Source organism: Microbacterium sp. NPDC056052 (assembly GCF_042266785.1).
In the GTDB taxonomy this organism is placed as follows: domain Bacteria; phylum Actinomycetota; class Actinomycetes; order Actinomycetales; family Microbacteriaceae; genus Microbacterium.
Window position 1 is genome coordinate 17,757 of record NZ_JBHJWV010000003.1, and the last position, 18,877, is coordinate 36,633.

18 protein-coding genes and 1 tRNA gene are annotated in these 18,877 nt (G+C 71.2%); 13 read left to right on the forward strand and 6 right to left on the reverse strand.

Features of this window, described 5'->3' with window-relative positions; all coding sequences use genetic code 11:
- Window positions 1-32: 32 nt before the first annotated feature.
- From ACFC1J_RS06685 to ACFC1J_RS06710, 6 genes are all read left to right on the forward strand, one after another.
- A complete protein-coding gene (locus ACFC1J_RS06685; protein ID WP_375903686.1) occupies window positions 33-965 on the forward strand; it encodes a sugar kinase in 933 nt (310 codons plus the stop codon).
- Window positions 966-1,124: 159 nt separating this feature from the next.
- Window positions 1,125-2,960 carry a Na+/H+ antiporter gene (locus tag ACFC1J_RS06690; protein WP_375903688.1) on the forward strand — a complete coding sequence of 612 codons (1,836 nt, stop codon included), beginning with the start codon at window positions 1,125-1,127 and terminating at the stop codon, window positions 2,958-2,960.
- 116 nt (window positions 2,961-3,076) lie between these two features.
- Entirely contained in the window at window positions 3,077-3,751 is a 675-nt protein-coding gene (locus ACFC1J_RS06695; RefSeq protein WP_375903690.1) for a DedA family protein, read from the forward strand.
- An 81-nt stretch (window positions 3,752-3,832) separates the two neighbouring features.
- The gene (locus ACFC1J_RS06700) at window positions 3,833-4,744 is read left to right on the forward strand and encodes a MetQ/NlpA family ABC transporter substrate-binding protein (protein WP_375903692.1); all 912 of its coding nucleotides are present in this window, start codon (window positions 3,833-3,835) and stop codon (window positions 4,742-4,744) included.
- Window positions 4,745-4,865: 121 nt separating this feature from the next.
- Window positions 4,866-5,927 (forward strand): methionine ABC transporter ATP-binding protein, encoded by a 1,062-nt coding sequence (locus ACFC1J_RS06705; protein WP_375903694.1) that lies wholly within the window; start codon window positions 4,866-4,868, stop codon window positions 5,925-5,927.
- On the forward strand, window positions 5,927-6,586 hold the full coding sequence (locus ACFC1J_RS06710; protein WP_375903696.1) for a methionine ABC transporter permease: 660 nt from the start codon (window positions 5,927-5,929) through the stop codon (window positions 6,584-6,586). The genes ACFC1J_RS06705 and ACFC1J_RS06710 overlap by 1 nt, the downstream gene beginning before the upstream one ends.
- Before the next feature lie 29 nt (window positions 6,587-6,615).
- On the opposite strand, the gene ACFC1J_RS06715 is transcribed toward ACFC1J_RS06710, so the two are convergent.
- Both ACFC1J_RS06715 and ACFC1J_RS06720 read right to left on the reverse strand, forming a co-directional pair.
- Window positions 6,616-7,557, reverse strand: a complete 942-nt coding sequence (locus ACFC1J_RS06715) for a pseudouridine synthase (protein ID WP_375903698.1) — start codon at window positions 7,555-7,557, stop codon at window positions 6,616-6,618.
- Between the two features lie 16 nt (window positions 7,558-7,573).
- Window positions 7,574-8,509, reverse strand: a complete 936-nt coding sequence (locus tag ACFC1J_RS06720) for a GlxA family transcriptional regulator (protein ID WP_375903700.1) — start codon at window positions 8,507-8,509, stop codon at window positions 7,574-7,576.
- Window positions 8,510-8,616: 107 nt separating this feature from the next.
- Here ACFC1J_RS06720 and ACFC1J_RS06725 point away from each other — a divergent pair, with 107 nt between their 5' ends.
- On the forward strand, window positions 8,617-9,558 hold the full coding sequence (locus ACFC1J_RS06725; protein WP_375903702.1) for an NADP-dependent oxidoreductase: 942 nt from the start codon (window positions 8,617-8,619) through the stop codon (window positions 9,556-9,558).
- 87 nt (window positions 9,559-9,645) lie between these two features.
- Here the strand turns inward: ACFC1J_RS06725 and ACFC1J_RS06730 are convergent, their stop codons facing one another.
- Together ACFC1J_RS06730 and ACFC1J_RS06735 are read right to left on the reverse strand one after the other, a co-directional pair.
- The gene (locus ACFC1J_RS06730; RefSeq protein ID WP_375903704.1) at window positions 9,646-10,155 is read right to left on the reverse strand and encodes a MarR family winged helix-turn-helix transcriptional regulator; all 510 of its coding nucleotides are present in this window, start codon (window positions 10,153-10,155) and stop codon (window positions 9,646-9,648) included.
- A gap of 54 nt (window positions 10,156-10,209) precedes the next feature.
- Window positions 10,210-10,677: a GNAT family N-acetyltransferase gene (locus ACFC1J_RS06735; RefSeq protein WP_375903706.1), complete on the reverse strand. Its 468-nt coding sequence runs from the start codon at window positions 10,675-10,677 to the stop codon at window positions 10,210-10,212.
- Window positions 10,678-10,790: 113 nt separating this feature from the next.
- On the opposite strand from ACFC1J_RS06735, the gene ACFC1J_RS06740 reads away from it, so the two are divergent.
- From ACFC1J_RS06740 to ACFC1J_RS06765, 6 genes are all read left to right on the forward strand, one after another.
- Window positions 10,791-10,862: transfer RNA gene (locus tag ACFC1J_RS06740), tRNA-Gln, on the forward strand.
- A 1-nt stretch (window position 10,863) separates the two neighbouring features.
- The gene (gene glmU, locus ACFC1J_RS06745) at window positions 10,864-12,294 is read left to right on the forward strand and encodes a bifunctional UDP-N-acetylglucosamine diphosphorylase/glucosamine-1-phosphate N-acetyltransferase GlmU (RefSeq protein ID WP_375903708.1); all 1,431 of its coding nucleotides are present in this window, start codon (window positions 10,864-10,866) and stop codon (window positions 12,292-12,294) included.
- Window positions 12,295-12,303: 9 nt separating this feature from the next.
- Entirely contained in the window at window positions 12,304-13,341 is a 1,038-nt protein-coding gene (locus ACFC1J_RS06750; RefSeq protein WP_375903709.1) for a ribose-phosphate diphosphokinase, read from the forward strand.
- 159 nt (window positions 13,342-13,500) lie between these two features.
- Window positions 13,501-13,983 (forward strand): FMN-binding protein, encoded by a 483-nt coding sequence (locus ACFC1J_RS06755; RefSeq protein WP_375903711.1) that lies wholly within the window; start codon window positions 13,501-13,503, stop codon window positions 13,981-13,983.
- Between the two features lies 1 nt (window position 13,984).
- Window positions 13,985-14,866, forward strand: coding sequence for an FAD:protein FMN transferase (locus ACFC1J_RS06760; protein WP_375903713.1), 882 nt, complete (start codon window positions 13,985-13,987; stop codon window positions 14,864-14,866).
- Window positions 14,863-16,389: a flavodoxin reductase gene (locus tag ACFC1J_RS06765; RefSeq protein WP_375903715.1), complete on the forward strand. Its 1,527-nt coding sequence runs from the start codon at window positions 14,863-14,865 to the stop codon at window positions 16,387-16,389. The genes ACFC1J_RS06760 and ACFC1J_RS06765 overlap by 4 nt, the downstream gene beginning before the upstream one ends.
- A gap of 23 nt (window positions 16,390-16,412) precedes the next feature.
- Here ACFC1J_RS06765 and ACFC1J_RS06770 read toward each other — a convergent pair whose 3' ends face one another.
- Both ACFC1J_RS06770 and ACFC1J_RS06775 read right to left on the reverse strand, forming a co-directional pair.
- Window positions 16,413-18,104, reverse strand: a complete 1,692-nt coding sequence (locus tag ACFC1J_RS06770; protein WP_375903717.1) for a sensor histidine kinase — start codon at window positions 18,102-18,104, stop codon at window positions 16,413-16,415.
- 37 nt (window positions 18,105-18,141) lie between these two features.
- Window positions 18,142-18,876, reverse strand: a complete 735-nt coding sequence (locus ACFC1J_RS06775) for a response regulator transcription factor (protein WP_375903719.1) — start codon at window positions 18,874-18,876, stop codon at window positions 18,142-18,144.
- Window position 18,877: the final 1 nt, after the last annotated feature.

The window sequence follows — 18,877 nt, forward strand, 5'->3', positions numbered from 1 at the left end:
GTCAGTGGTGATCGGTGGGGGAGAATGCCGGAATGGCATCAGCAGACGTTCCCGCTCTCATCGCGATCGGCGAGACCATGGCGATGGTGACACCGAGCAGGGCGGAGTCCCTCCTCGACGCGGAGAGCATCCGGCTCCGCATCGGCGGCGCCGAATCCAACGTGGCGGGGCACGTGGCGGCGCTCGGCGGCGCGGCCGCCTGGGTGAGTGCGCTCGGAGACGACGTGCTCGGACGCCGGGTGCACCGCGAGATCACGGCACAGGGCATCGATACCCGTTGGGTGTCCTTCGATGAGACCGCGCCCACCGGGGTCTTCTTCAAGGATCCCGGTCGCGGCGTCAGCTACTACCGAGCCGGGTCCGCCGCGTCGCGGATGACCCCCGCGTCGATCGTCCGGATCCCGATCGAGGAGGCGGCGGTCGTGCATGTCTCGGGGATCACCCCCGTCCTCTCGGGCGACTGCGCCGCGATGATCGACGCCGTGTTCGAGCGCGTCGCCGCGAGCAGTGCGCTGCTGAGCTTCGACGTGAATCATCGCCAGGGGCTCTGGCCGGTCGCCGACGCCGCCCCGGTCCTCCGCGATCTGGCGAACCGGGCCGACATCGTCTTCGTGGGGCGCGACGAGGCGGAGACGCTGTGGGGCTGCCGGACCGCGGAGGACGTGCGCGAGCTCCTCCCCGCACCGGCACGGTTGATCGTCAAGGACGGCGATGTCGGCGCCACCGAGTTCTCCGCGCACGGCCGGACCTTCGTGCCCGCGATCCCCACCGAGGTGGTCGAGCCGGTCGGCGCAGGCGACGCATTCGCCGGCGGCTACCTCGCCGGCCTGCTGAGCGGGCGAAGCGTGCGGGAGCGCCTGCAGGGCGGGCACGAGCGCGCGCATCTGGTGCTCCAGTCGACGAGCGACAGCGCTCCTGCCGCACCGCACCCCGCGGACCCGCCTCTCGCCGACACGGCGCGCTGACCGCTCGGGCGCCGACCTCTCGGGCCGCCGCCCGGTGCGACGGATGTGCCGGCATCGATGGCGACGGAGTCCCACCCGGGAATACCGTGGTCCCATGCGGCGCTGTGCTCTGGGCGGACAGCGCTCGCGGTCCGCATGCGAGACGAGAGGAGGCCGCGCATGGAAGGTCTTGAAGTCACCGTTCTGCTGGGGCTCACGATCCTCACGGGCGCCCTGCTCGCACCGCGGCTCCGGCTCGCGCTGCCGCTCGTGCTCGTCATCATCGGCCTCGCGCTGGGATTCGTGCCCGCCCTCCGCGAGATCCAGCTGCCGCCGGAGACCGTGCTGCTGCTGTTCCTGCCGGTCATGCTGTTCTGGGAGAGCCTGACCACGTCGCTGCGCGCGATCCGCCGCGACTTCCGCTACATCCTGCCCATGAGCACGCTGCTCGTCGTGGCCTCTGCGTTCGCCGTCGCGGGTATCGGGCTGTTCTTCGGGCTGCCGTGGGAGACCGCGCTGATCCTCGGTGCGGCGGTCGCGCCGCCCGACGCGACCGCGGTCGCCGCCCTCGGCCGGCTGCTGCCGCGGCGCATGTTCATGAAGCTCAAGGCCGAGAGTCTCACCAACGACGGCACGGCCCTCGTGCTGTACGCGATCGGGATCTCGCTCGCGGTCGGCGGGCACATCACCCCGCTGAGCGTCACCTGGTCGGTGATCGTCTCCTACCTGGGTGGCATCGCGGCCGGTGTAGCCGTCGCGGCCCTCGCGTTCCTGCTGCTGCGCGTCGTCTCCTCGACGATCGTGATCAACACGACCCTGCTCCTGATCCCGTTCGTGGCCTTCCTCCTCGCCGAGCTCATCACCGCATCGGGCGTCCTCGCGGTCGTCGTCGCGGGGGTGATCATCGCGTACGTCTCGCCTACCGTCACCACGGCGCAGTCCCGACGGCAGGCCGAGTCCGCCTGGCCGTTCGGCGTGTTCCTGCTCAACGGCGCGCTGTTCGTGCTGATCGGACTCGAGGTGCAGTACGTCGTGCACCAGATCTCGGCCGGCGCGATCGGGCGCCTCGTGCTCGTCACGCTCGCGGTCTGGGTCGCGCTTCTGGTCGTGCGCTATCTGTTCCAGCTGCTCAGCGTGCCGTTCTACCAGCGCACCGGCCCCCGTCCTCCCCGGGGCGTGCGGGCGCGTTCGCGCGTGCTGAGCACGTTCGCGGGCATGCGCGGGGCCGTATCTCTCGCGATCGCGCTCTCCGTGCCGGCGGGCGCGGTCGCCGGGGGAGCACTGGACGGCCGCGACGAGATCGTGTTCGTGACGGCCGGCGTCATCCTGCTGAGCCTGCTCGTGCAGGGCACGCTCCTGCCGGCGATCGTGCGCTGGGCGCGGATCCCCGCGGATCAGGGCGAGGTCGAGGAGTACGAGCTCGCCGAGCGCACGATCTCGGGGGCGGCGCTCTCCGCGCTGGACGACCTCGCCGTGCGATACGAGGTCAGCGATGACGTTCGCGACCGGATCCGGTTCGAGGGCTACCAGATGCTCGAGTACACGAATGCGCGCACCCTCGCCCGCGAGCAGGCGCTCGTGGATGCAGAGGTCAAGGCGCTGGACGAGATGCTCGGGCAGCCCGACCCCCTCGCCGCGGGGACCGAGCCGGAAGCGGATGCCTCGGGGTCCGAGGGGATCTCGTCCGGTGGCATCGGATCCGACGGCATCGGCGGCGAGCCGATCGACCGGGACGAGCAGGGCACCGCAAGCGGGTCCGCTCCGCGACGCACGCTCATCGAGGGGGCGACGCTGCAGATGATCGCGACCTCGGAGGACGTCGACCTCCTGCAGCGCTCGCCGCTGGTGCGCCACGAGGAGTTCACGCGGCTCAAGCTGGCGCTGCTGGACCGCAAGCGCGAGGTGCTGCTGGGCCTGCGTCGCTCGGGCACGGTCGACGATCTCGTCGTGCGACGGATCTCCGCGCGGCTCGACCTCGAGCAGCTCCGCCTGCAGGGGCTCGAGGAGCTGGACTGACCGAGACGCGCAGCGCGCGCCTGCTCGCGCGGGTCGTACTCGCGTAGTACGACCCGCAGCGAGGATCACTCTGCAGAGGGACGCGACCCGGCGCCTCCGCGACCTACCGTGAGGGCATGGCCGACCTCCTGAGCTCGTTCCTCCTCACCCCGTGGGCGCCGATCCTGATCCTGCTGTTCTGCTTCCTGGACGGGTTCTTCCCACCCGTGCCGAGCGAGACGGTGGTCGTCGGCGCCTTGTCGCTGGCCTTCGCGACGGGGCCGGCGGCGACCCCGACGGCGATCCTGGTCCTCATCGCCGCCGGCGTGGGCGCCGCGGCCGGTGACAGCGCGGCGTACGCGATCGGCCGTCGCATGGGCACCGAGCGGTGGGCCTGGATGCGCCGCCCCCGCGTGCGTTCCACGTTCGGGTGGGCGGGGGAGCGTCTCGCCGCTAGACCGGCCGTGTACCTGCTGGTCGCGCGGTACATCCCGGTCGGACGCGTCGCGGTCAACATGACCGCGGGCGCGACCAGGCTGCCGTACCGTCGCTTCCTCCCGCTGTCTCTCGTCGCGGCCGTCGGCTGGGTCGTGCTCAGCGCGCTGATCGCGTCCGTCGCCTCCGCGTGGCTCGGGCATTCGCCCCTGCTCGCGGCAGTGGCCGGCGTTGTGCTGTCGATCGTGTTCGGCGTGCTGATCGATCTCGGAGCGCGGCTTGTCCGGAGGGCGCGCGGCAGGCGCGCTGCCGCGCCGGCTCCCTCCGTCGAGGCCGAGGCCGAGCTCATGACGGCGGGTGCCCGCGCGGAGCTGTGACGCCGTGTGACGGGCCGATTCGGAGGGCGCTCCGCCACCCTCGTAGCGTGGTCGAGTCCCCCAAGAGAGGAACTCACAGCCATGTCCCGCACGCTCACCACCGCGCTCGCCGCCGCCACCGCCGCCGCCGCGCTCGTCATCTCCCTCGTCGGCTGCTCGTCCGCATCGGGTGCCGGATCCGACCCGACCTCCGAGTCCGGAAAGACGGTCAAGGTCGGCGTCGTCGGCAAGAGCGACCCGCAGTGGCCCGCCTTCGTCGAGGCCGCCAAGAAGGAGGGCATCACCGTCGAGCTGGTGGACTTCGGCTCTTACGAGCAGCCGAACCCCGCCCTCGCCGAGGGTGAGCTCGACCTCAACGAGTTCCAGCACATCGTCTATCTCGCGCAGTACAACGTGAAGTCCGGCAAGGACCTGCAGGCGATCGGATCCACCGCGATCTACCCGCTCGGCCTGTACTCGAAGAAGCACAAGAGCGTGAAGGAGATCCCGTCCGGGGGAACCGTCGCGGTGCCGGACGACGCGTCGAACCAGGCGCGCGCGCTGCTCGTGCTGCAGTCGGCGGGGCTCGTGAAGCTGAAGTCCGGCGGCACCGCGCTGTCCGATGTCGCCGACGTCGACACGGCGGCGTCCAAGGTCAAGGTCACGCCGCTCGAGGCTGCGCTGATCCCGACCTCCCTGCCCGACGTCGACGCGGCGATCATCAACAACGACTTCGTGAAGGATGCAGGGCTCACGTTCGCCGACGCCCTCGCGCAGGACGACGCGAAGGATGCGAGCGCGCAGCCCTACGTGAACATCTTCGCCGCGCGGGCGAAGGACAAGGACAACCCCACGTACCTGAAGCTCGTCGAGATCTTCCAGAAGGATCCGGCTGTGCAGGCGGGTCTGAAGAAGGCCTCCGGCGACATCGGGGTGCCGACCGTCCTCTCGGCCACTGATCTGCAGAAGGTGCAGGCCAAGGTCGAGTCGGACGTCAAGGCGCACAAGAACTGAGGCCCCAAGGCCGGCGGCGGGACGGACTCCGCCGCGCACGACAGAACCGGGTGACGCAGAACCGCGTCGCCCGGTTCCGCGTCGCGAGAACCCCGTGACGCAGAACCGAACCGGAGAACCCATGCCGATCGTGAGCCTGCAGGGCGTCACCAAGACCTATCCGCCCACCGCACGGGACGGCTCGCCCGTCATCGCGGTCGACGACGTGTCCCTGGACATCGCGCAGGGCGACGTCTTCGGGATCATCGGGTACTCCGGGGCCGGAAAGTCCACGCTGGTGCGGCTGATCAACGCCCTGGAGCCGACCACGAGCGGCCGCCTGGTCGTGGACGGCGTCGACCTCACCACACTCACCGAGCGCGAGCTGCGCCGCGTGCGCAGCGGCATCGGCATGATCTTCCAGCAGTTCAACCTGTTCTCCGCGAAGACGGTCAGGGCGAACATCGCCTACCCGCTCACGCTCGCGGGCTGGTCCAAGGCCGACATCGAGGCGCGGGTGACGGAGCTGCTCGCGTTCGTCGGGCTCTCCGACAAGGCGAGGGCCTTCCCCGAGCAGCTGTCCGGCGGCCAGAAGCAGCGCGTCGGCATCGCGCGTGCGCTCGCCACCCGGCCCGCGATCCTGCTCGCCGACGAGGCGACGAGTGCGCTCGACCCGCAGACCACGCATGAGGTGCTCGAACTGCTCGCCCGGGTGAACCGGGAGCAGGGCGTGACGATCGTCGTCATCACGCACGAGATGGACGTGATCCAGACCCTCGCCACCAAGGTCGCCGTGATGGAGAACGGACGCGTCGTCGAGCAGGGCGAGGTGTTCGAGGTGTTCTCGAATCCCAGGAACCCGGCGTCGCAGCGCTTCGTCGGCACCGTCATCAAGGGCATCCCCAGTCCTGCGGAGCAGGCGTCGCTGGGCGCGCGCCACGAGGGCCGGCTCGTCACGTTCTCGTTCCGCGACGGAGACTCCTCGCAGGCCCAGGTGTTCCTGGATCTCGCCGAGGCCGGCCTCGCGTTCGAGCTCGTCTACGGCGGGATCAACGACATCCGCGGCCGCGCGTTCGGCCATCTCACGCTCGCGATCCGCGGCACGGACGCGACGATCGACGCGGCGCTCCGGACGATCAGGGAGCACGCGACCGTGACCGAGATCGGATCCGACGCGCCCGAGGCCGAAGGCGGGGTGCGCTGATGGATCGCCTGATCGAACTGCTCCCGGACTTCTGGCAGGCGGCGCTCGAGACGCTGTACATGACCACGTTCGCCCTCGCGATGGCGGGCGTGATCGGCACCGTCATCGGCATCGGCCTGTACGTCACGCGTCCCGGCGGCCTGCTGCCGAACCGTCCGGTGAGCATCCTCATCTCGTTCCTGGTCAACTTCTTCCGGCCGATCCCGTTCGTGATCCTCATCGCCGTGCTGCAGCCGTTCACCCGGATCGTGATCGGCACGGGCATCGGCATCAACGCCGGCGCCTTCGCGATCGGCGTCGCCGCGTCGTTCGCGATCGGCCGCATCGTCGAACAGCACCTCGTCTCGGTGTCGCCCGGCGTGATCGAGGCCGCGCGGTCGATGGGCGCCGGACCCTGGCGGATCCTGCTCACGGTCGCGATGCCCGAGGCACTAGGGCCGCTGATCCTCGGGTACACCTTCGTCGTCGTGGCGCTCATCGACATGACCGCGATGGCAGGGCTGGTCGGCGGCGGCGGTCTGGGCGCGTTCGCCCAGGTCTACGGCTTCCGCCAGTTCGAGCCGGTCGTGATGTGGGCCGCGATCATCCTGATCGTCGTGTTCGTGCATCTCGTGCAGACCCTCGGCACCTGGCTCGCCCGGCGCATCATGCGGCGCTGAGCCGGGGCGCCGGCGAGACGGGCCGAGCGTCACGCCGGGGCCGGGGCCTCCTGCAGCGACCGTCGGGTGCGGAACTCGCGGGGGGCGCCGGTCAGCGGATCCGTGAAGCGCAGCTCGCGCGCGAGCAGCTGCAGCGGCCGGGTGAAGTCGTCGGGCTGCTCCGGCAGGAGTTCGGGGTAGAAGGCGTCGTTGAGGATCCCGGCGCCGAGTTCGGCGAGGTGCACGCGCAGCTGATGCATGCGTCCGGAATGCGGGCGCAGCAGCGTGTGCAGCACCCGGTCATCGAAGCCCAGGAGCTCGACGAGGGTTTCCGCGTTCGGCTCGCGCGCCGGATCCACGCGCACGCAGACGTGCCCGCGCAGCTTCTCGATGTGGTTGCGATGCACCAGCGGGAGCGCGGATCCACCGAGCGCGGGCGCCTGCGGATCCCAGCCCTCGGGCAGCAAGGAGACCGCCTCGTAGACCTTCTCGACCCGGCGGTTCTCGAACAACAGCTGGTACGCGCCCCGCGTGACGGGCCGCGTCGAGAACATCAGCAGGCCGGCCGTCGCGCGGTCGAGGCGGTGGATCGGCGTGAGCTCAGGGATGCCGAGCGCATTGCGCAGCCGCACCAGGGCCGAGTTCTGCAGGTACTTGCCGCCCGGGGTGGTCGGGAGGAAATGCGGCTTGTCGACGACGACCAGATCGGTGTCCTGGTGCAGGATCTCGACGTCGAAAGGGATCCGCTTCTCGACCGGCGGCTCCCGGTAGTACCAGACGAAGTCGTGCACGCCGAGCGGGGTCTCGCGCGAGAGAGGGGTGCCGTCGATCGCCACGATCTCGCCGCGGTCGAAGCGGTCCAGCAGGCGCTGCGGATCGAGATGGAAGAAGCGCTCGGCCATGAAGGCGCCGACGGTCGGCCAGGGGCCATCGGAGGGCACGCGCAGACGCGTCGCTCCGACGCCGTCGCGCACCGGAAGGGGAGAGGGCATGCCCATTCGGTCCAGCCTAGACGGCCCGCGCGAACCTCGCCCGGTACTGCTGCGGTGCCAGGCCGATCCGCTCCCGGAAGTGCTTGCGCAGGGCCGCGGGGGTCGCGAAGCCGGAGTGTGCGGCGACCATGTCGACGGGCAGATCGCTCGTCTCCAGCAGCTCGCGGGCGCGGTCGACCCTGGCGTCGGCGAACCAGTCCCCGACGGTGCGCCCGGTCTCGGCCCGGAACCGTCGGGTCAGGGTGCGTACGCTCACGCCGAAGCGACCGGCCACCTCGCCGAGCGACAGCGGCTCGTCGATGTGGGAGAGCAGCCAGGCTTGGATGTCCCCGGCGGACCCACGCGTAGAGGTCGCGATCGCCGGGCGCGCGATGAACTGGCGCTGGCCGCCGCCGCGATGCGGGGCGGCCAGCGTGAGCTGTGAGACGGCGGCCGCGACGGCCGCGCCGTAATCCGTGCCGATCAGGTGCAGAGTGGTGTCCACCGCCGCGGAGGCGCCTGCCGCGGTCACGACGGTGCCGTTGTCGACGAACAGCTCGTCTGCGCGCAGCCGCACGCGCGGGAAGCGACGAACGAACGCGTCCGCCGAGCACCAGTGCGTCGTCGCCTCGCGGCCGTCGAGGATCCCGGACGCGGCGACTGTGAATGCACCGGTGCAGTAGCTGACGATCCGCCGATCGGCGTAGCGATCCAGTCCGATCGGGTCGGCCCCGTCCTCCGCTCCCTCCCAGGGCGGGACGATGATCGTGTCCGCGGTGTCCAGAGCCCGGCGGTCCGCGTCCGGAGCGACCGAGAAGTCCGCGTTCGTCGGCACGGGACGGCCGTCGAGGGAGCAGGTGCGCACATCGTACAGGCGGCGGCCGTCCTTGTGAGCGGCTCCGAAGAAGCGCGAAGGGATGCCGAGCTCGTAGGGGTAGACGCCGGGTAGAGCGACGACGACGATGCGGTGCATGGCTCTATCGTGACACATGTTGTCTATCTGGACACTGGTCCGGGCCTCGACCGCGCGCCACGCTGGTTTCTGCGGCCATCTCGGTCGCGGGAACGAAAGGCGATCAGATGCGTTCAGCAAAATACTCCGGTGCGGGTCCGGCGGCGGAAGTCGTCTCCCTCATCGATGTCGAGGTCCCCGTGCCCGGGCAGGACGAGGTCCTCGTCGCGGTGTCGGCGGTGGGACTCAACCCGGTGGACGTCAAGATCCGCGCGGCGGCGCGGGACTTCGGCCCGATCCAGTACTCGGACAGGCCGGGCTGGGACGTCGCCGGGAGGATCGCGGCGGTCGGCCCCGGCGCCGAGGCATGGTCGATCGGGGACCGGGTGTTCGCGCTCGCCTCCTTCCCGGCGGCCGCGCACACGCTCGCCGACTACGCGGTGGTGCCCGCAGGCGACCTCGCCGCGGCTCCCGCCGCGTGGAGTGCTGCGGAGGCGGGCGCGGTTCCGCTCGCCGCGCTGACAGCCTGGCAGGCGCTCGAGGCCATCGGCGTCGTCGCCGGGCAGCGCATCCTGATCCTGGGCGGGGCAGGAGGAGTCGGCCACCTCGCCGTCCAGCTCGCGACCGCGCGGGGTGCCCATGTGATCGCGACGGCCAGCCCGGCCAAGCACGACCTGGTGCGCCGCTGGGGTGCGGTCGAGGTGATCGACTACCACGACGGCGATGCGCTGGCCGCGATCGGACCCGTGGACGCCGTCCTCATCACGGTCGACGACACCCTGCCGCCTCGGAACACGGTGGCGCCGGGAACGGCGATCGTCACGATCACCGGTCTCCCCCCCGCTCAGCAGGCCGAGCTGGAGGAATGGGGCGCGGATCCGATCCGCCCCATCCTCGTGCACGCGGATGGTGCCCAGCTGGCCGAGATCGCCGCTCTCGCGGACACGGGCGCGGTCACCCCGCACCTGGACGGCCGGTTCCCGCTCACCGCACTCGCCGTCGCCCAGGAGCGCGTGGAGAGCGGCCGGGTGACCGGCAAGGTCGTGGTCGTGGTGGATCCGGAGGACTGAGCCGGACGACGGGGATCGAGGCCGGCGCCTCGCCAGGCTCCGGCCTCGATCCCCTTCGGGCACGGAGTCCGGCGGCGTCGCTTCCGGTCAGGCGTCGAAGCTCAGGCTGAGTTTGCGCAGCAGAGCGGCGAGGCGCTCGCGATCGCCGCGGGAGAGCGCGGAGAGCAGTGCCGCCTCGGCGTCGACGAGGCGCGTGATCGCGGCGTCCACGCGCACCCTGCCGTCGTCGGTGAGGGTCACCTGCACGCTGCGGCCGTCGCCGGGATCCGCCGCCCGGCGCACCAGCCGGCGTCCCACGAGCCGGTCGATGCGGTTGGTCATGGTGCCGCTGGAGACGAGGGTCTGCTGCAGCAGCTGCTTCGGGCTGAGCTGGAACGGCGCTCCCGCCCGACGCAGGGCGGACAGCACGTCCCACTCCCACGGTTCGAGGTCGCTGCGGCGGAAGACATCGCGGCGGGCGCGGTCGAGCAGCCGGGAGAGCCGGTCCACACGGGAGAGCACCTCGAGAGGGGAGAAGTCGAGGTCCGGCCGCTGCGTGTTCCACGCCGCGACGATCCGGTCGACCTCGTCGCCGGCGTGATCCGCTCCGATGCTCATCCGTTCATTATCGCGGGCGCGTCCGAGGCGGAAGGCGCAGACGCGGGCCGCGGATCAGGCCGTCAGTCGCATCGTGAGGAACAGGCTGTGCGCATCCTCGACGTACGACCCGAACGGCTCGCACTCGTCGAATCCGGCCTTGGCGTACAGCCGATGCGCGGGCCAGAAGTAGTCCGCGGCGCCGGTCTCCAGCGAGATCCGCTCCACGCCGCGGGTGCGGGCGTCGTCGAGGAGCGCGGCGAGGATCGCGGAGGCCACGCCACGGCCGCGCATCGCGGGCGCCGTCCGCATCGACTTCAGCTCCTCGTGACCCGGTTCCAGGGCGGCCAGCGCACCGGTTCCGGCGAGCTCGCCGTCCGCCGTCGCGGCGAAGAGTCGCACGCCCGGCGCGAGCAGCCGCGTCATGTCGAAGGCGTGCCTGCTCTCCGGCGGAGCCGTCTGCTCCATGTCGCGCAGATGCGCGGAGAGGAACGCCTCCAACTCGGGGGTCGAGACGGACACACGGTCGATCAGGATCGTCATCCCGCCAGCGTGCCCGGCCGGTGTTGCGGGGACGTTGCGCGCCTGTTCCGGCCCGATCACACAGCCCGCGCATGGCAGACTTGAGGGGCGCCCGCCGCAGGAGGCGGGCGCGGTCCGCCGTGGTGTAACGGCAGCACCCCAGCCTTTGGAGCTGCGGGGTCCAGGTTCGAATCCTGGCGGCGGAGCATGACGCAGAACGCACTCGCCATCGTCGTCCTCGCTGCAGGGCAGGGCACGCGCATGAAGTCCCGCCTCCCCAAGGTGCTGCACCCGATCGGCGGCCGCACCCTCGTCGGCCACGTGCTCGCCACCGCCGCGCAGCTGGGCGCGGAGACGGTCGAGGTCGTGGTGCGCCACGAGCGCGACCAGGTGGTCGCGGCTCTCGCTGCCGAGCATCCCGAGGCGGTCATCGTCGATCAGGACGAGGTCCCCGGCACCGGCCGTGCCGTGCAGGTCGCGCTGGACGCGCTGCCGGAGGGCTTCGACGGCGACGTGCTGGTGCTTTCGGGCGACGTGCCGCTGTTGGAGGCCGAGACGCTGCAGGCCCTCATCGACGGGCATCGCGCCGCCGCGGCCGCGGCGACCGTGCTGAGCGCGATCGTCGACGACCCCAACGGCTACGGACGCATCATCCGCGACGCGTCGGGCGATGTGGCCCGCATCGTCGAGCAGAAGGACGCGGACGAGGCAGAGAAGGCCACGCGCGAGATCAACGCCGGCGTGTACGTGTTCCGTGCGGATCTGCTCCGCGCCGAGCTCGCGAAGGTCACCACCGACAACGCGCAGGGCGAGATGTACCTGACCACGGTGATCGGCCTGCTGCGCGCCGCGGATGAGAAGGTCGCCGTCTCGATCGCGACCGACACGGCGGCGACCTTCGGCATCAACGACCGGATCCAGCTCGCCGAGGCCGCGCGCACCCTCAACGACCGCATCGTGCGCCGCTGGCAGCGCGAGGGCGTGACGATCCAGGATCCGGCCACGACCTGGATCGACGACGACGTCACCCTCGCACCGGACGTCACGATCCTGCCGAACACGCATGTCCTGCGCGCGAGCACGGTCGCGAGCGGGGCGATCATCGGTCCGGACACGACGCTCGTCAGCACCGAGGTCGGCGAGGACGCGACGGTCCGCCGCTCCGAGGCGACGCTCGCCGTGATCGGCGCACGCGCGACCGTCGGCCCGTTCTCGTACCTGCGCGCCGGCACCACGCTCGGCGCGGACGGCAAGATCGGCGCCTACGTCGAGACCAAGAACGCGCAGATCGGCGATGACTCGAAGGTGCCGCACCTGTCCTACGTCGGCGATGCCACCGTGGGCCGCGGCGTGAATCTCGGCGCGTCGACGATCACCGCGAACTACGACGATGTGAACAAGCACCGCACCGAGATCGGGGACGAGGTGCACACGGGGTCGCACACGGTGCTCGTCGCGCCCGTTAGGCTGGGTGCCGGCGCGAAGACCGCCGCCGGCGCCGTCGTCCGTAAGGACGTCCCCGCCGGTGCGCTCGCGATGAGCGTCGCCCCCCAGCGAAACGTCGCGGGGTGGGTCGAGAAGAACAGGGCAGGCACGGCCGCAGCTGACGCTGCAGCACGTGCCGATTCGGCGGAATAGGCGGGTCCGATGGGGCGCAAGAAGAACACGACGGTCGAGCTGGACCGCGAGAACGACATCGCGCCAGGACTGGTCGCCAAGACCAAGAAGAGGCTCGTCGTCGCCGGCGGCCGATCCCACCCCGAGCTCGTGGCCGCCGTGGCCGCGGCTCTCGGGACCGAGATCGCGCCGGTCGAGCACCGGACGTTCGCGTCGGGCGAGCTCTACGCCCGCTTCGAGGTGTCGATCCGGGGCTGCGACCTGTTCATCATCCAGTCGTTCGGCGACCCGATCAACGAGTGGCTCATGGAGACGCTCATCATGCTCGACGCCGCCAAGCGCGCGTCAGCCAAGCGCATCACCGTGGTCGCCCCGTACTACCCCTACGCACGGCAGGACAAGAAGGGCCGCGGCCGCGAGCCGATCTCGGCCCGCCTCGTCGCCGACATGCTCAAGGTCGCCGGCGCGGACCGCGTCATGAGCGTCGACCTGCACGCCGCGCAGATCCAGGGCTTCTTCGACGGCCCCGTCGACCACCTCTTCGCCAAGCCGGTCCTCCTCCAGCACTTCGAGGAGAGCCTCACCCCCGAGGACCGTGCGACCCTCACGATCGTCTCCCCGGACATGGGCCGCGTGCGCGTCGCAGACACCTGGTCGGACAGCCTCGACGCCCCGCTCGCGATCATCCACAAGCGCCGCGACCCGAAGGTCGCCAACCAGGTGTCGGTGCACGAGATCGTCGGCACCGTGGACGGGCGCACCTGCCTCCTCGTCGACGACATGATCGACACCGGCGGAACGATCGTCAAGGCCGCCCAGGCGCTCAAGGCCAACGGCGCCCGCAAGGTGATCGTCGCGGCGACCCACGCGATCTTCTCGGATCCGGCCAGCGAGCGCCTTCAGGACTCCGCGATCGACGAGGTCGTCGTCACCGACACGATCCCGCTCTCGGCCGCCCGCCGGTTCCCTGGGCTGCGCATCCTGCCGATCGCGCCGCTGCTCGCGACCGCGATCCGTCAGGTGTTCGAGGACGGGTCCGTCACGAGCATGTTCGACGGCGCGGCCTGACGCACACGGTCTCCCGATACGCGCTGAGAGGCCGGCCGGCTCCCGCCGGACGGCCTCTCGTCTACGCGTCGGCGTCCCGTTCCGCGACGGGATCCTGACTTCACGACGCGCCGGGTCATCTCAAAGGTGACGCACAGGAGGGTTGCGGAAGCTGGAACCATGAAGCTCTCGCCCTCGGTACGTCAAGGATCCGCCCTCGTCGGGATCGCCGGAACGCTGCTGCTCGCGGGATGCGCGGCCGAGTCGTCGTCCGCCGAGACCACGACCGAGACCCCCTCGTCGCAGACGAGCGCCGCCCCCTCGCCGTCCGCGACGGGCGCCGGCTCCTCGACCGGCTCCGGCTCGACCTACAAGGACGGCACCTACACCGCCGACGGCTCGTACCAGACGCCGGAGACGGTCGAGAAGATCTCCGTCTCGATCACGCTCTCCGACGACACCGTCACGAAGGTCGAGGTAACCGGCGACCCGCAGGCGTCGGAGACGAAGCACTTCCAGTCGCAGTTCATCGGCGGGATCTCCGCCCAGGTGGTCGGCAAGAAGCTCGACGAGATCTCCGTCAGCCGCGTCTCGGGCTCCTCGCTGACCAGCAAGGGCTTCACCCAGGCGCTGGCCACCATCCGCACCGAAGCCGCGGGCTAGGGTGGATCCCCACCCGCGGACGGACGTCTGGCGGTTCGAGGCGATCGGCACCGTCTGGGAGATCGGCACGGCCGCCCCGCTCCCGGAGGGCGAACGCGACGCGGTGCGCGACGTGATCGACGACTTCGACCACACCTGGTCCCGATTCCGTGCCGACTCGCTCGTGACGGCCCTCGCCGAGGAGCCGCAGGAGGTGCCGACGCCCCCGGATGCGGTGGCGATGCTCGATCTGTACCGGGGGCTCTCGCTCGCGACCGACGGCGCGGTGCAGCCGCTCATCGGAGACAGCCTGTCCGCGCGGGGTTACGACGCGGAGTATTCGTTCCGCGACCGGGGGGCGAGCCCGGCGCCTGCCGACTGGACCGAGCAGCTCGCCTGGGACGACGGCGCCCTCGCCCTGCACGCGCCCGCTCTCATCGATGTGGGCGCGATCGGCAAGGGCCGCCTCGTCGACGTCGTGCACGACCTGCTGGGATCCCTGGGGCACACCGAACGCCTCGTCGACGCCGGCGGCGACCTGCGCCGGAGCGGGGCGCCGATCCGGGTGGGGCTCGAGCACCCGTTCGACGCGACCCGCGCGATCGGGGTCGCCACGATCGCGGATGCGGCGCTCTGCGGATCGGCCGTGAACAGGCGCGCGTGGCCGGGGGAGCGCGGCGGGCTGCACCACGTGCTGGACGCCCGGACGGGGGAGCCCGTGCGCACGATCGCGGCGACCTGGGCCATCGCGGCCGAGGCGATGGTCGCGGATGCGGCTGCCACGGCGCTGTTCTTCGACGGCGGTGCCGCGTTCGCGGCCCGGTTCGGTGTGGAATGGGTGCGGATGACCACGGATGGAGCGGTCGAGTGGTCGGCGGGGGACCGGATGGAGGTGTTCGCATGATCGCGACGCTGATCGGCGCGCGACAGCGCGTGGTCGCGCAGCTCGGACGGCTTTCGATGTACCGGCTCACGCTGTACGCGCTGCTCGTGCTCGCCGCCGTCGCGATGATCCTGTCCGCCGCAGGCGCGGTCTCGGTGCCGCCGCTCGACATCCTCGCCACCCTGGCGATGCTGATGCTCGCGACGCTCGCCACCGATGCCGTCGCGCAGGCGCTGCTGCACGTCCCGCGCCGCATCGAGTCATCGCTGATCACGGCGCTCATCCTGCTGTTCGTGGTGCAGCCGGGCACGAACCCCGACCAGATCGGCGGCATCGCGCTCGCGGGGGTGGTCGCCGCGGCCTCCAAATACGCGCTGGTGTGGCGCGGGCGGCACCTGCTCAACCCCGCCGCCGTCGGCGCCACGGTGCTCACGATCACCGGCCTCGGGTTCTCGGCCTGGTGGGTCGGCACCCCGGCCATGGCGATCCCCGTCATCGCGCTGGGCCTGCTCGTGCTCTGGCGCACCGAGCGGATCCGCATCGTGCTGCTGTTCGTCGGGGTGTACGCCGTCGTGTCGATCGTGCGGTTCTCCGTGCAGTCGGCCGCGGCGGGGCTCGCCGTGGAACCAGGGGCGCTGCTCGCATCGGTGCTGCTGCAGTCGCCCGTGCTGTTCCTCGGCGCCTTCATGCTGTCCGAGCCGCTGACCATGCCGTCCCGACGATGGCAGCAGCTGCTCGTCGCACTGGTCGTGGGAGCTCTCGCCGGCTGGCCGATCGGTCTCGGCATCATCACGCTCGGCCAGGAGCGGGCGCTGCTGGTCGGCAATCTCCTCGCCGCCGTGCTGGTCGCCCGCGCGGGGATCAGGCTCTCGCTCGTGCGCCGCAGGGCGGTCACCCCGACCGTGCAGGAGCTGACGTTCCGGGCACGGCGTCCGTTCCGGTTCGCGCCGGGGCAGTACCTGGAACTGCAGGTGCCGCACCGCCGCCCCGACAGCCGGGGCATCCGGCGCGAGTTCAGCATCGTCTCCACGCCGGCGGAGCTGCCGTTCGTGCGCCTCGCCTATCGCGAGGCCGAGCGGGGGTCGAGTTACAAGCGCGCGCTCGGCGCGGTGCAGCCCGACGACGTGCTCACCGCGACGGGGGTGTGGGGCGATTTCGTGCTGCCCTCCCGGGAGGCGCCTGTGCTGCTCATCGCGGCAGGGATCGGCGTGACGCCGTTCCTCGCGCAGCTCGGGGCGCGCGAAGCGGCGGATGCGGTGCTCGTGCTCGTCGCCTCCTCGGCGGAGGAGTGCGCGTACCTGCGCGAGCTCGGCGGGACCGGCGCACGGATCGTGGTCGTCGCCCCCGACCGGCCCGCGGAAATGCCCTCCGGCGCGGAATGGGCGGGCGGCGCACGGCTGGACGCGGCGCTGCTGCACGCGCTGGTGCCGGATCTGGATCGACGGCACGCCTACATCTCCGGCCCGCCGCGGCTCATCGCGGACCTCGCCCCTGCGCTGCGCGGCGCGCGCCGCGTGACGACCGACGCCTTCGCGGGCTACTGAACCGATCGCGCTCGGGCGGGGCTTCAGCGTCCGCCGAGAGTGCGGCCGAGCTGGTGGCTGCCTGCGCCGTCCCGGTTCTCGGCGCGGGGCCGCGGCGCCGCCTCGCTCTGGGGCTGCGGCGCTGGACGCTCTGCATGCTGCTGCCGCGGCGTGTTCTTGTCGGCGGGACGCGGGGGAGCGGCGTCGGCGGCGCCGGCGGGAGCCGCACCGGCCGTCGTCTGCGGCACCTTCGGCAGCCGGACCGTGAACAGCGTCGCGCCCGGCTCGCTCTGCACGGAGATCGTGCCGCAATGGCCGTCGACGATCGCCTTGGTGATCGACAGACCGAGGCCCGAGCCGCCGGTCGCCCTGTTCCGGGAGCGGTCGCCCCGCGCGAAGCGGCTGAAGAGCTCGTCGCGCACCGCGGGGTCGATGCCCGGTCCGTCATCGCGAACACGGAGCACGACCTCGGATCCCTCCTCGGCCACCTCGATCGTGATGTGCGTGCCCGCCGGGGTGTGCGTGCGGGCATTGGCGAGCAGGTTGGTGACGACCTGCTGCAGCCGTCCGGTGTCGCCGATGAGCTCGACGGGCTCCTCCGGCACGTCGATCGCCCACTCGTGATCCGGTGCCGTCGGGCGGGCGTCCTCGACGCCCTCGATCGCCAGCCGGGACAGGTCGACGGTGGAGAGCGTGAGCTCCCTGCCTTCCTCGAGACGCGCGAGCAGCAGCAGATCCTCGACCAGGCTGGTCATCCGCAGCGACTGCGCCTGGATGCGCTCCAGGGCGGTGTGCGCGGAGGCCGTGGCGGGATCCTCCGGCGCATCGGATCGCGTCAGCGCGCGCAGCGACAGCTCCGAGTACCCGCGGATCGAGGACAGCGGCGTGCGCAGCTCGTGGCTCGCATCGGCGACGAACTGCCGCATCCGCTCCTCGTTGCGCTGACGCACGGCGAGCGAGGCGTCCACGTGATCCAGCAGGGTGTTCAGCGCGGATCCGACGAGTCCGGTCTCGGTGCGCGGATCCGCTTCCGCGGCGGGCACGCGCTCCGTGATCGACACGTCGCCGCGGTCCAGCGGCTGGTTGGCGACCCTGTTCGCGGTCTCGGCGACCTCGCGGAGCGGGCGCAGGGCGACCCGGATCGTGATCGCCGTGGACAGCGCGAGCAGGATGAGTCCGCCGATCGTGGTGAGCGCGATCATGGAGAACAGCGTGGTGATCTGCGCCTCCGTGGATGCGCGGGGAAGCCCGGTGATCACCTCGAACTGCGGCTGCCCGGTTGCAGGGATCGGCTGATGCACGAACTGGTAGTCGCCGAGCTGGGAAAGGTCCTCGGAGTAGCGGCCTTCGGAGAGGGCGGTGACAGCCTGATGGATCTGCAGCGGCGTGAGGTCCTGCGCGACACGGTCGGCGGTGACCACGGTGCCCGACGCGGAGCCGGCCGGGGTCACGACGATGACCAGTGTGCCGTTCTGCACGCCGGTCGGTCCGACCACCAGGTCCGAGGCCTCCGGGACGGCGTGCCCCAGCACGAGCTTCTGCATGGCCTGGGTGCCGACGTTCTTCGTGGTCGCGGCGAGCTCGTCCTGCAGCCGCCCGTTGAGCACGTTCCCGAGCACGACGCTCGTCGTGATCGCGATCACGACGAGGATGAGCGAGACGAATCCGGTCACCGCCGCCATCAGCCGTGTCTGCAGGGACAGCGGGCCCCGGGGGCGGATGCGGAACGGATTCATCGAAAGTCGTGCCTTCTTCGTGCTCGGTGCGGCGGTCTTACTGCTGGGGCGCCTTGATCATGTAGCCGACCCCGCGCACGGTGTGGATCAGCGCCACCTCGCGCCCCGCGTCGAGCTTCTTGCGCAGGTAGGAGATATACAGCTCGACGACGCTCGAACGGCCGCCGAAGTCGTAGCTCCAGACGCGGTCCAGGATCTGCGCCTTGGACAGCACGCGGCGCTCGTTGCGCATGAGGAAGCGCAGCAGCTCGAACTCCGTCGCGGTCAGCTCGATCTCGTCGCCCGCGCGGACCACCTCGTGGCTGTCCTCGTTGAGCGTGAGGTCGCCGACCTGCAGGATCGAGTCGCCGGCGTCGGTGGTCGCGCCGCCGGAGCGGCGGATCACAGCGCGCAGCCGCGCGACGACCTCCTCGAGGCTGAACGGCTTCGTGACGTAGTCGTCGCCGCCGGCGGTGAGGCCCGCGATCCGGTCGCTCACCGCGTCCTTCGCGGTGAGGAACACGACGGGCACCATGTTGCCCTGCTCGCGCAGGCGCTTGAGGACGCCGAGCCCGTCCAGATCGGGCATCATGACGTCGAGGACCAGGGCGTCGGGGCCGAAGTCGCGGGCGACCTGCAGCGCTTCGAGTCCTGATCCGGCGGTGCGCACCTCCCATCCCTCCATCCGCAGGGCCATGGCGAGGAGGTCGGTGAGCATCGGCTCGTCGTCGACCGCGAGGATCCGCAGGGGAGAGCCATCGGGTCGGCGCAGCTCAGTGGCGTGATCGTTCATG

Coding starts and splice junctions, on each gene's coding strand:
- ACFC1J_RS06685 (WP_375903686.1), top strand. CDS start 33: ATGGCATCAGCAGACGTTCCCGCTCTCATCGCGATCGGCGAGACCATG.
- ACFC1J_RS06690 (WP_375903688.1), top strand. CDS start 1,125: ATGGAAGGTCTTGAAGTCACCGTTCTGCTGGGGCTCACGATCCTCACG.
- ACFC1J_RS06695 (WP_375903690.1), top strand. CDS start 3,077: ATGGCCGACCTCCTGAGCTCGTTCCTCCTCACCCCGTGGGCGCCGATC.
- ACFC1J_RS06700 (WP_375903692.1), top strand. CDS start 3,833: ATGTCCCGCACGCTCACCACCGCGCTCGCCGCCGCCACCGCCGCCGCC.
- ACFC1J_RS06705 (WP_375903694.1), top strand. CDS start 4,866: ATGCCGATCGTGAGCCTGCAGGGCGTCACCAAGACCTATCCGCCCACC.
- ACFC1J_RS06710 (WP_375903696.1), top strand. CDS start 5,927: ATGGATCGCCTGATCGAACTGCTCCCGGACTTCTGGCAGGCGGCGCTC.
- ACFC1J_RS06715 (WP_375903698.1), bottom strand. CDS start 7,557: ATGCCCTCTCCCCTTCCGGTGCGCGACGGCGTCGGAGCGACGCGTCTG.
- ACFC1J_RS06720 (WP_375903700.1), bottom strand. CDS start 8,509: ATGCACCGCATCGTCGTCGTCGCTCTACCCGGCGTCTACCCCTACGAG.
- ACFC1J_RS06725 (WP_375903702.1), top strand. CDS start 8,617: ATGCGTTCAGCAAAATACTCCGGTGCGGGTCCGGCGGCGGAAGTCGTC.
- ACFC1J_RS06730 (WP_375903704.1), bottom strand. CDS start 10,155: ATGAGCATCGGAGCGGATCACGCCGGCGACGAGGTCGACCGGATCGTC.
- ACFC1J_RS06735 (WP_375903706.1), bottom strand. CDS start 10,677: ATGACGATCCTGATCGACCGTGTGTCCGTCTCGACCCCCGAGTTGGAG.
- glmU (WP_375903708.1), top strand. CDS start 10,864: ATGACGCAGAACGCACTCGCCATCGTCGTCCTCGCTGCAGGGCAGGGC.
- ACFC1J_RS06750 (WP_375903709.1), top strand. CDS start 12,304: ATGGGGCGCAAGAAGAACACGACGGTCGAGCTGGACCGCGAGAACGAC.
- ACFC1J_RS06755 (WP_375903711.1), top strand. CDS start 13,501: ATGAAGCTCTCGCCCTCGGTACGTCAAGGATCCGCCCTCGTCGGGATC.
- ACFC1J_RS06765 (WP_375903715.1), top strand. CDS start 14,863: ATGATCGCGACGCTGATCGGCGCGCGACAGCGCGTGGTCGCGCAGCTC.
- ACFC1J_RS06770 (WP_375903717.1), bottom strand. CDS start 18,104: ATGAATCCGTTCCGCATCCGCCCCCGGGGCCCGCTGTCCCTGCAGACA.
- ACFC1J_RS06775 (WP_375903719.1), bottom strand. CDS start 18,876: ATGAACGATCACGCCACTGAGCTGCGCCGACCCGATGGCTCTCCCCTG.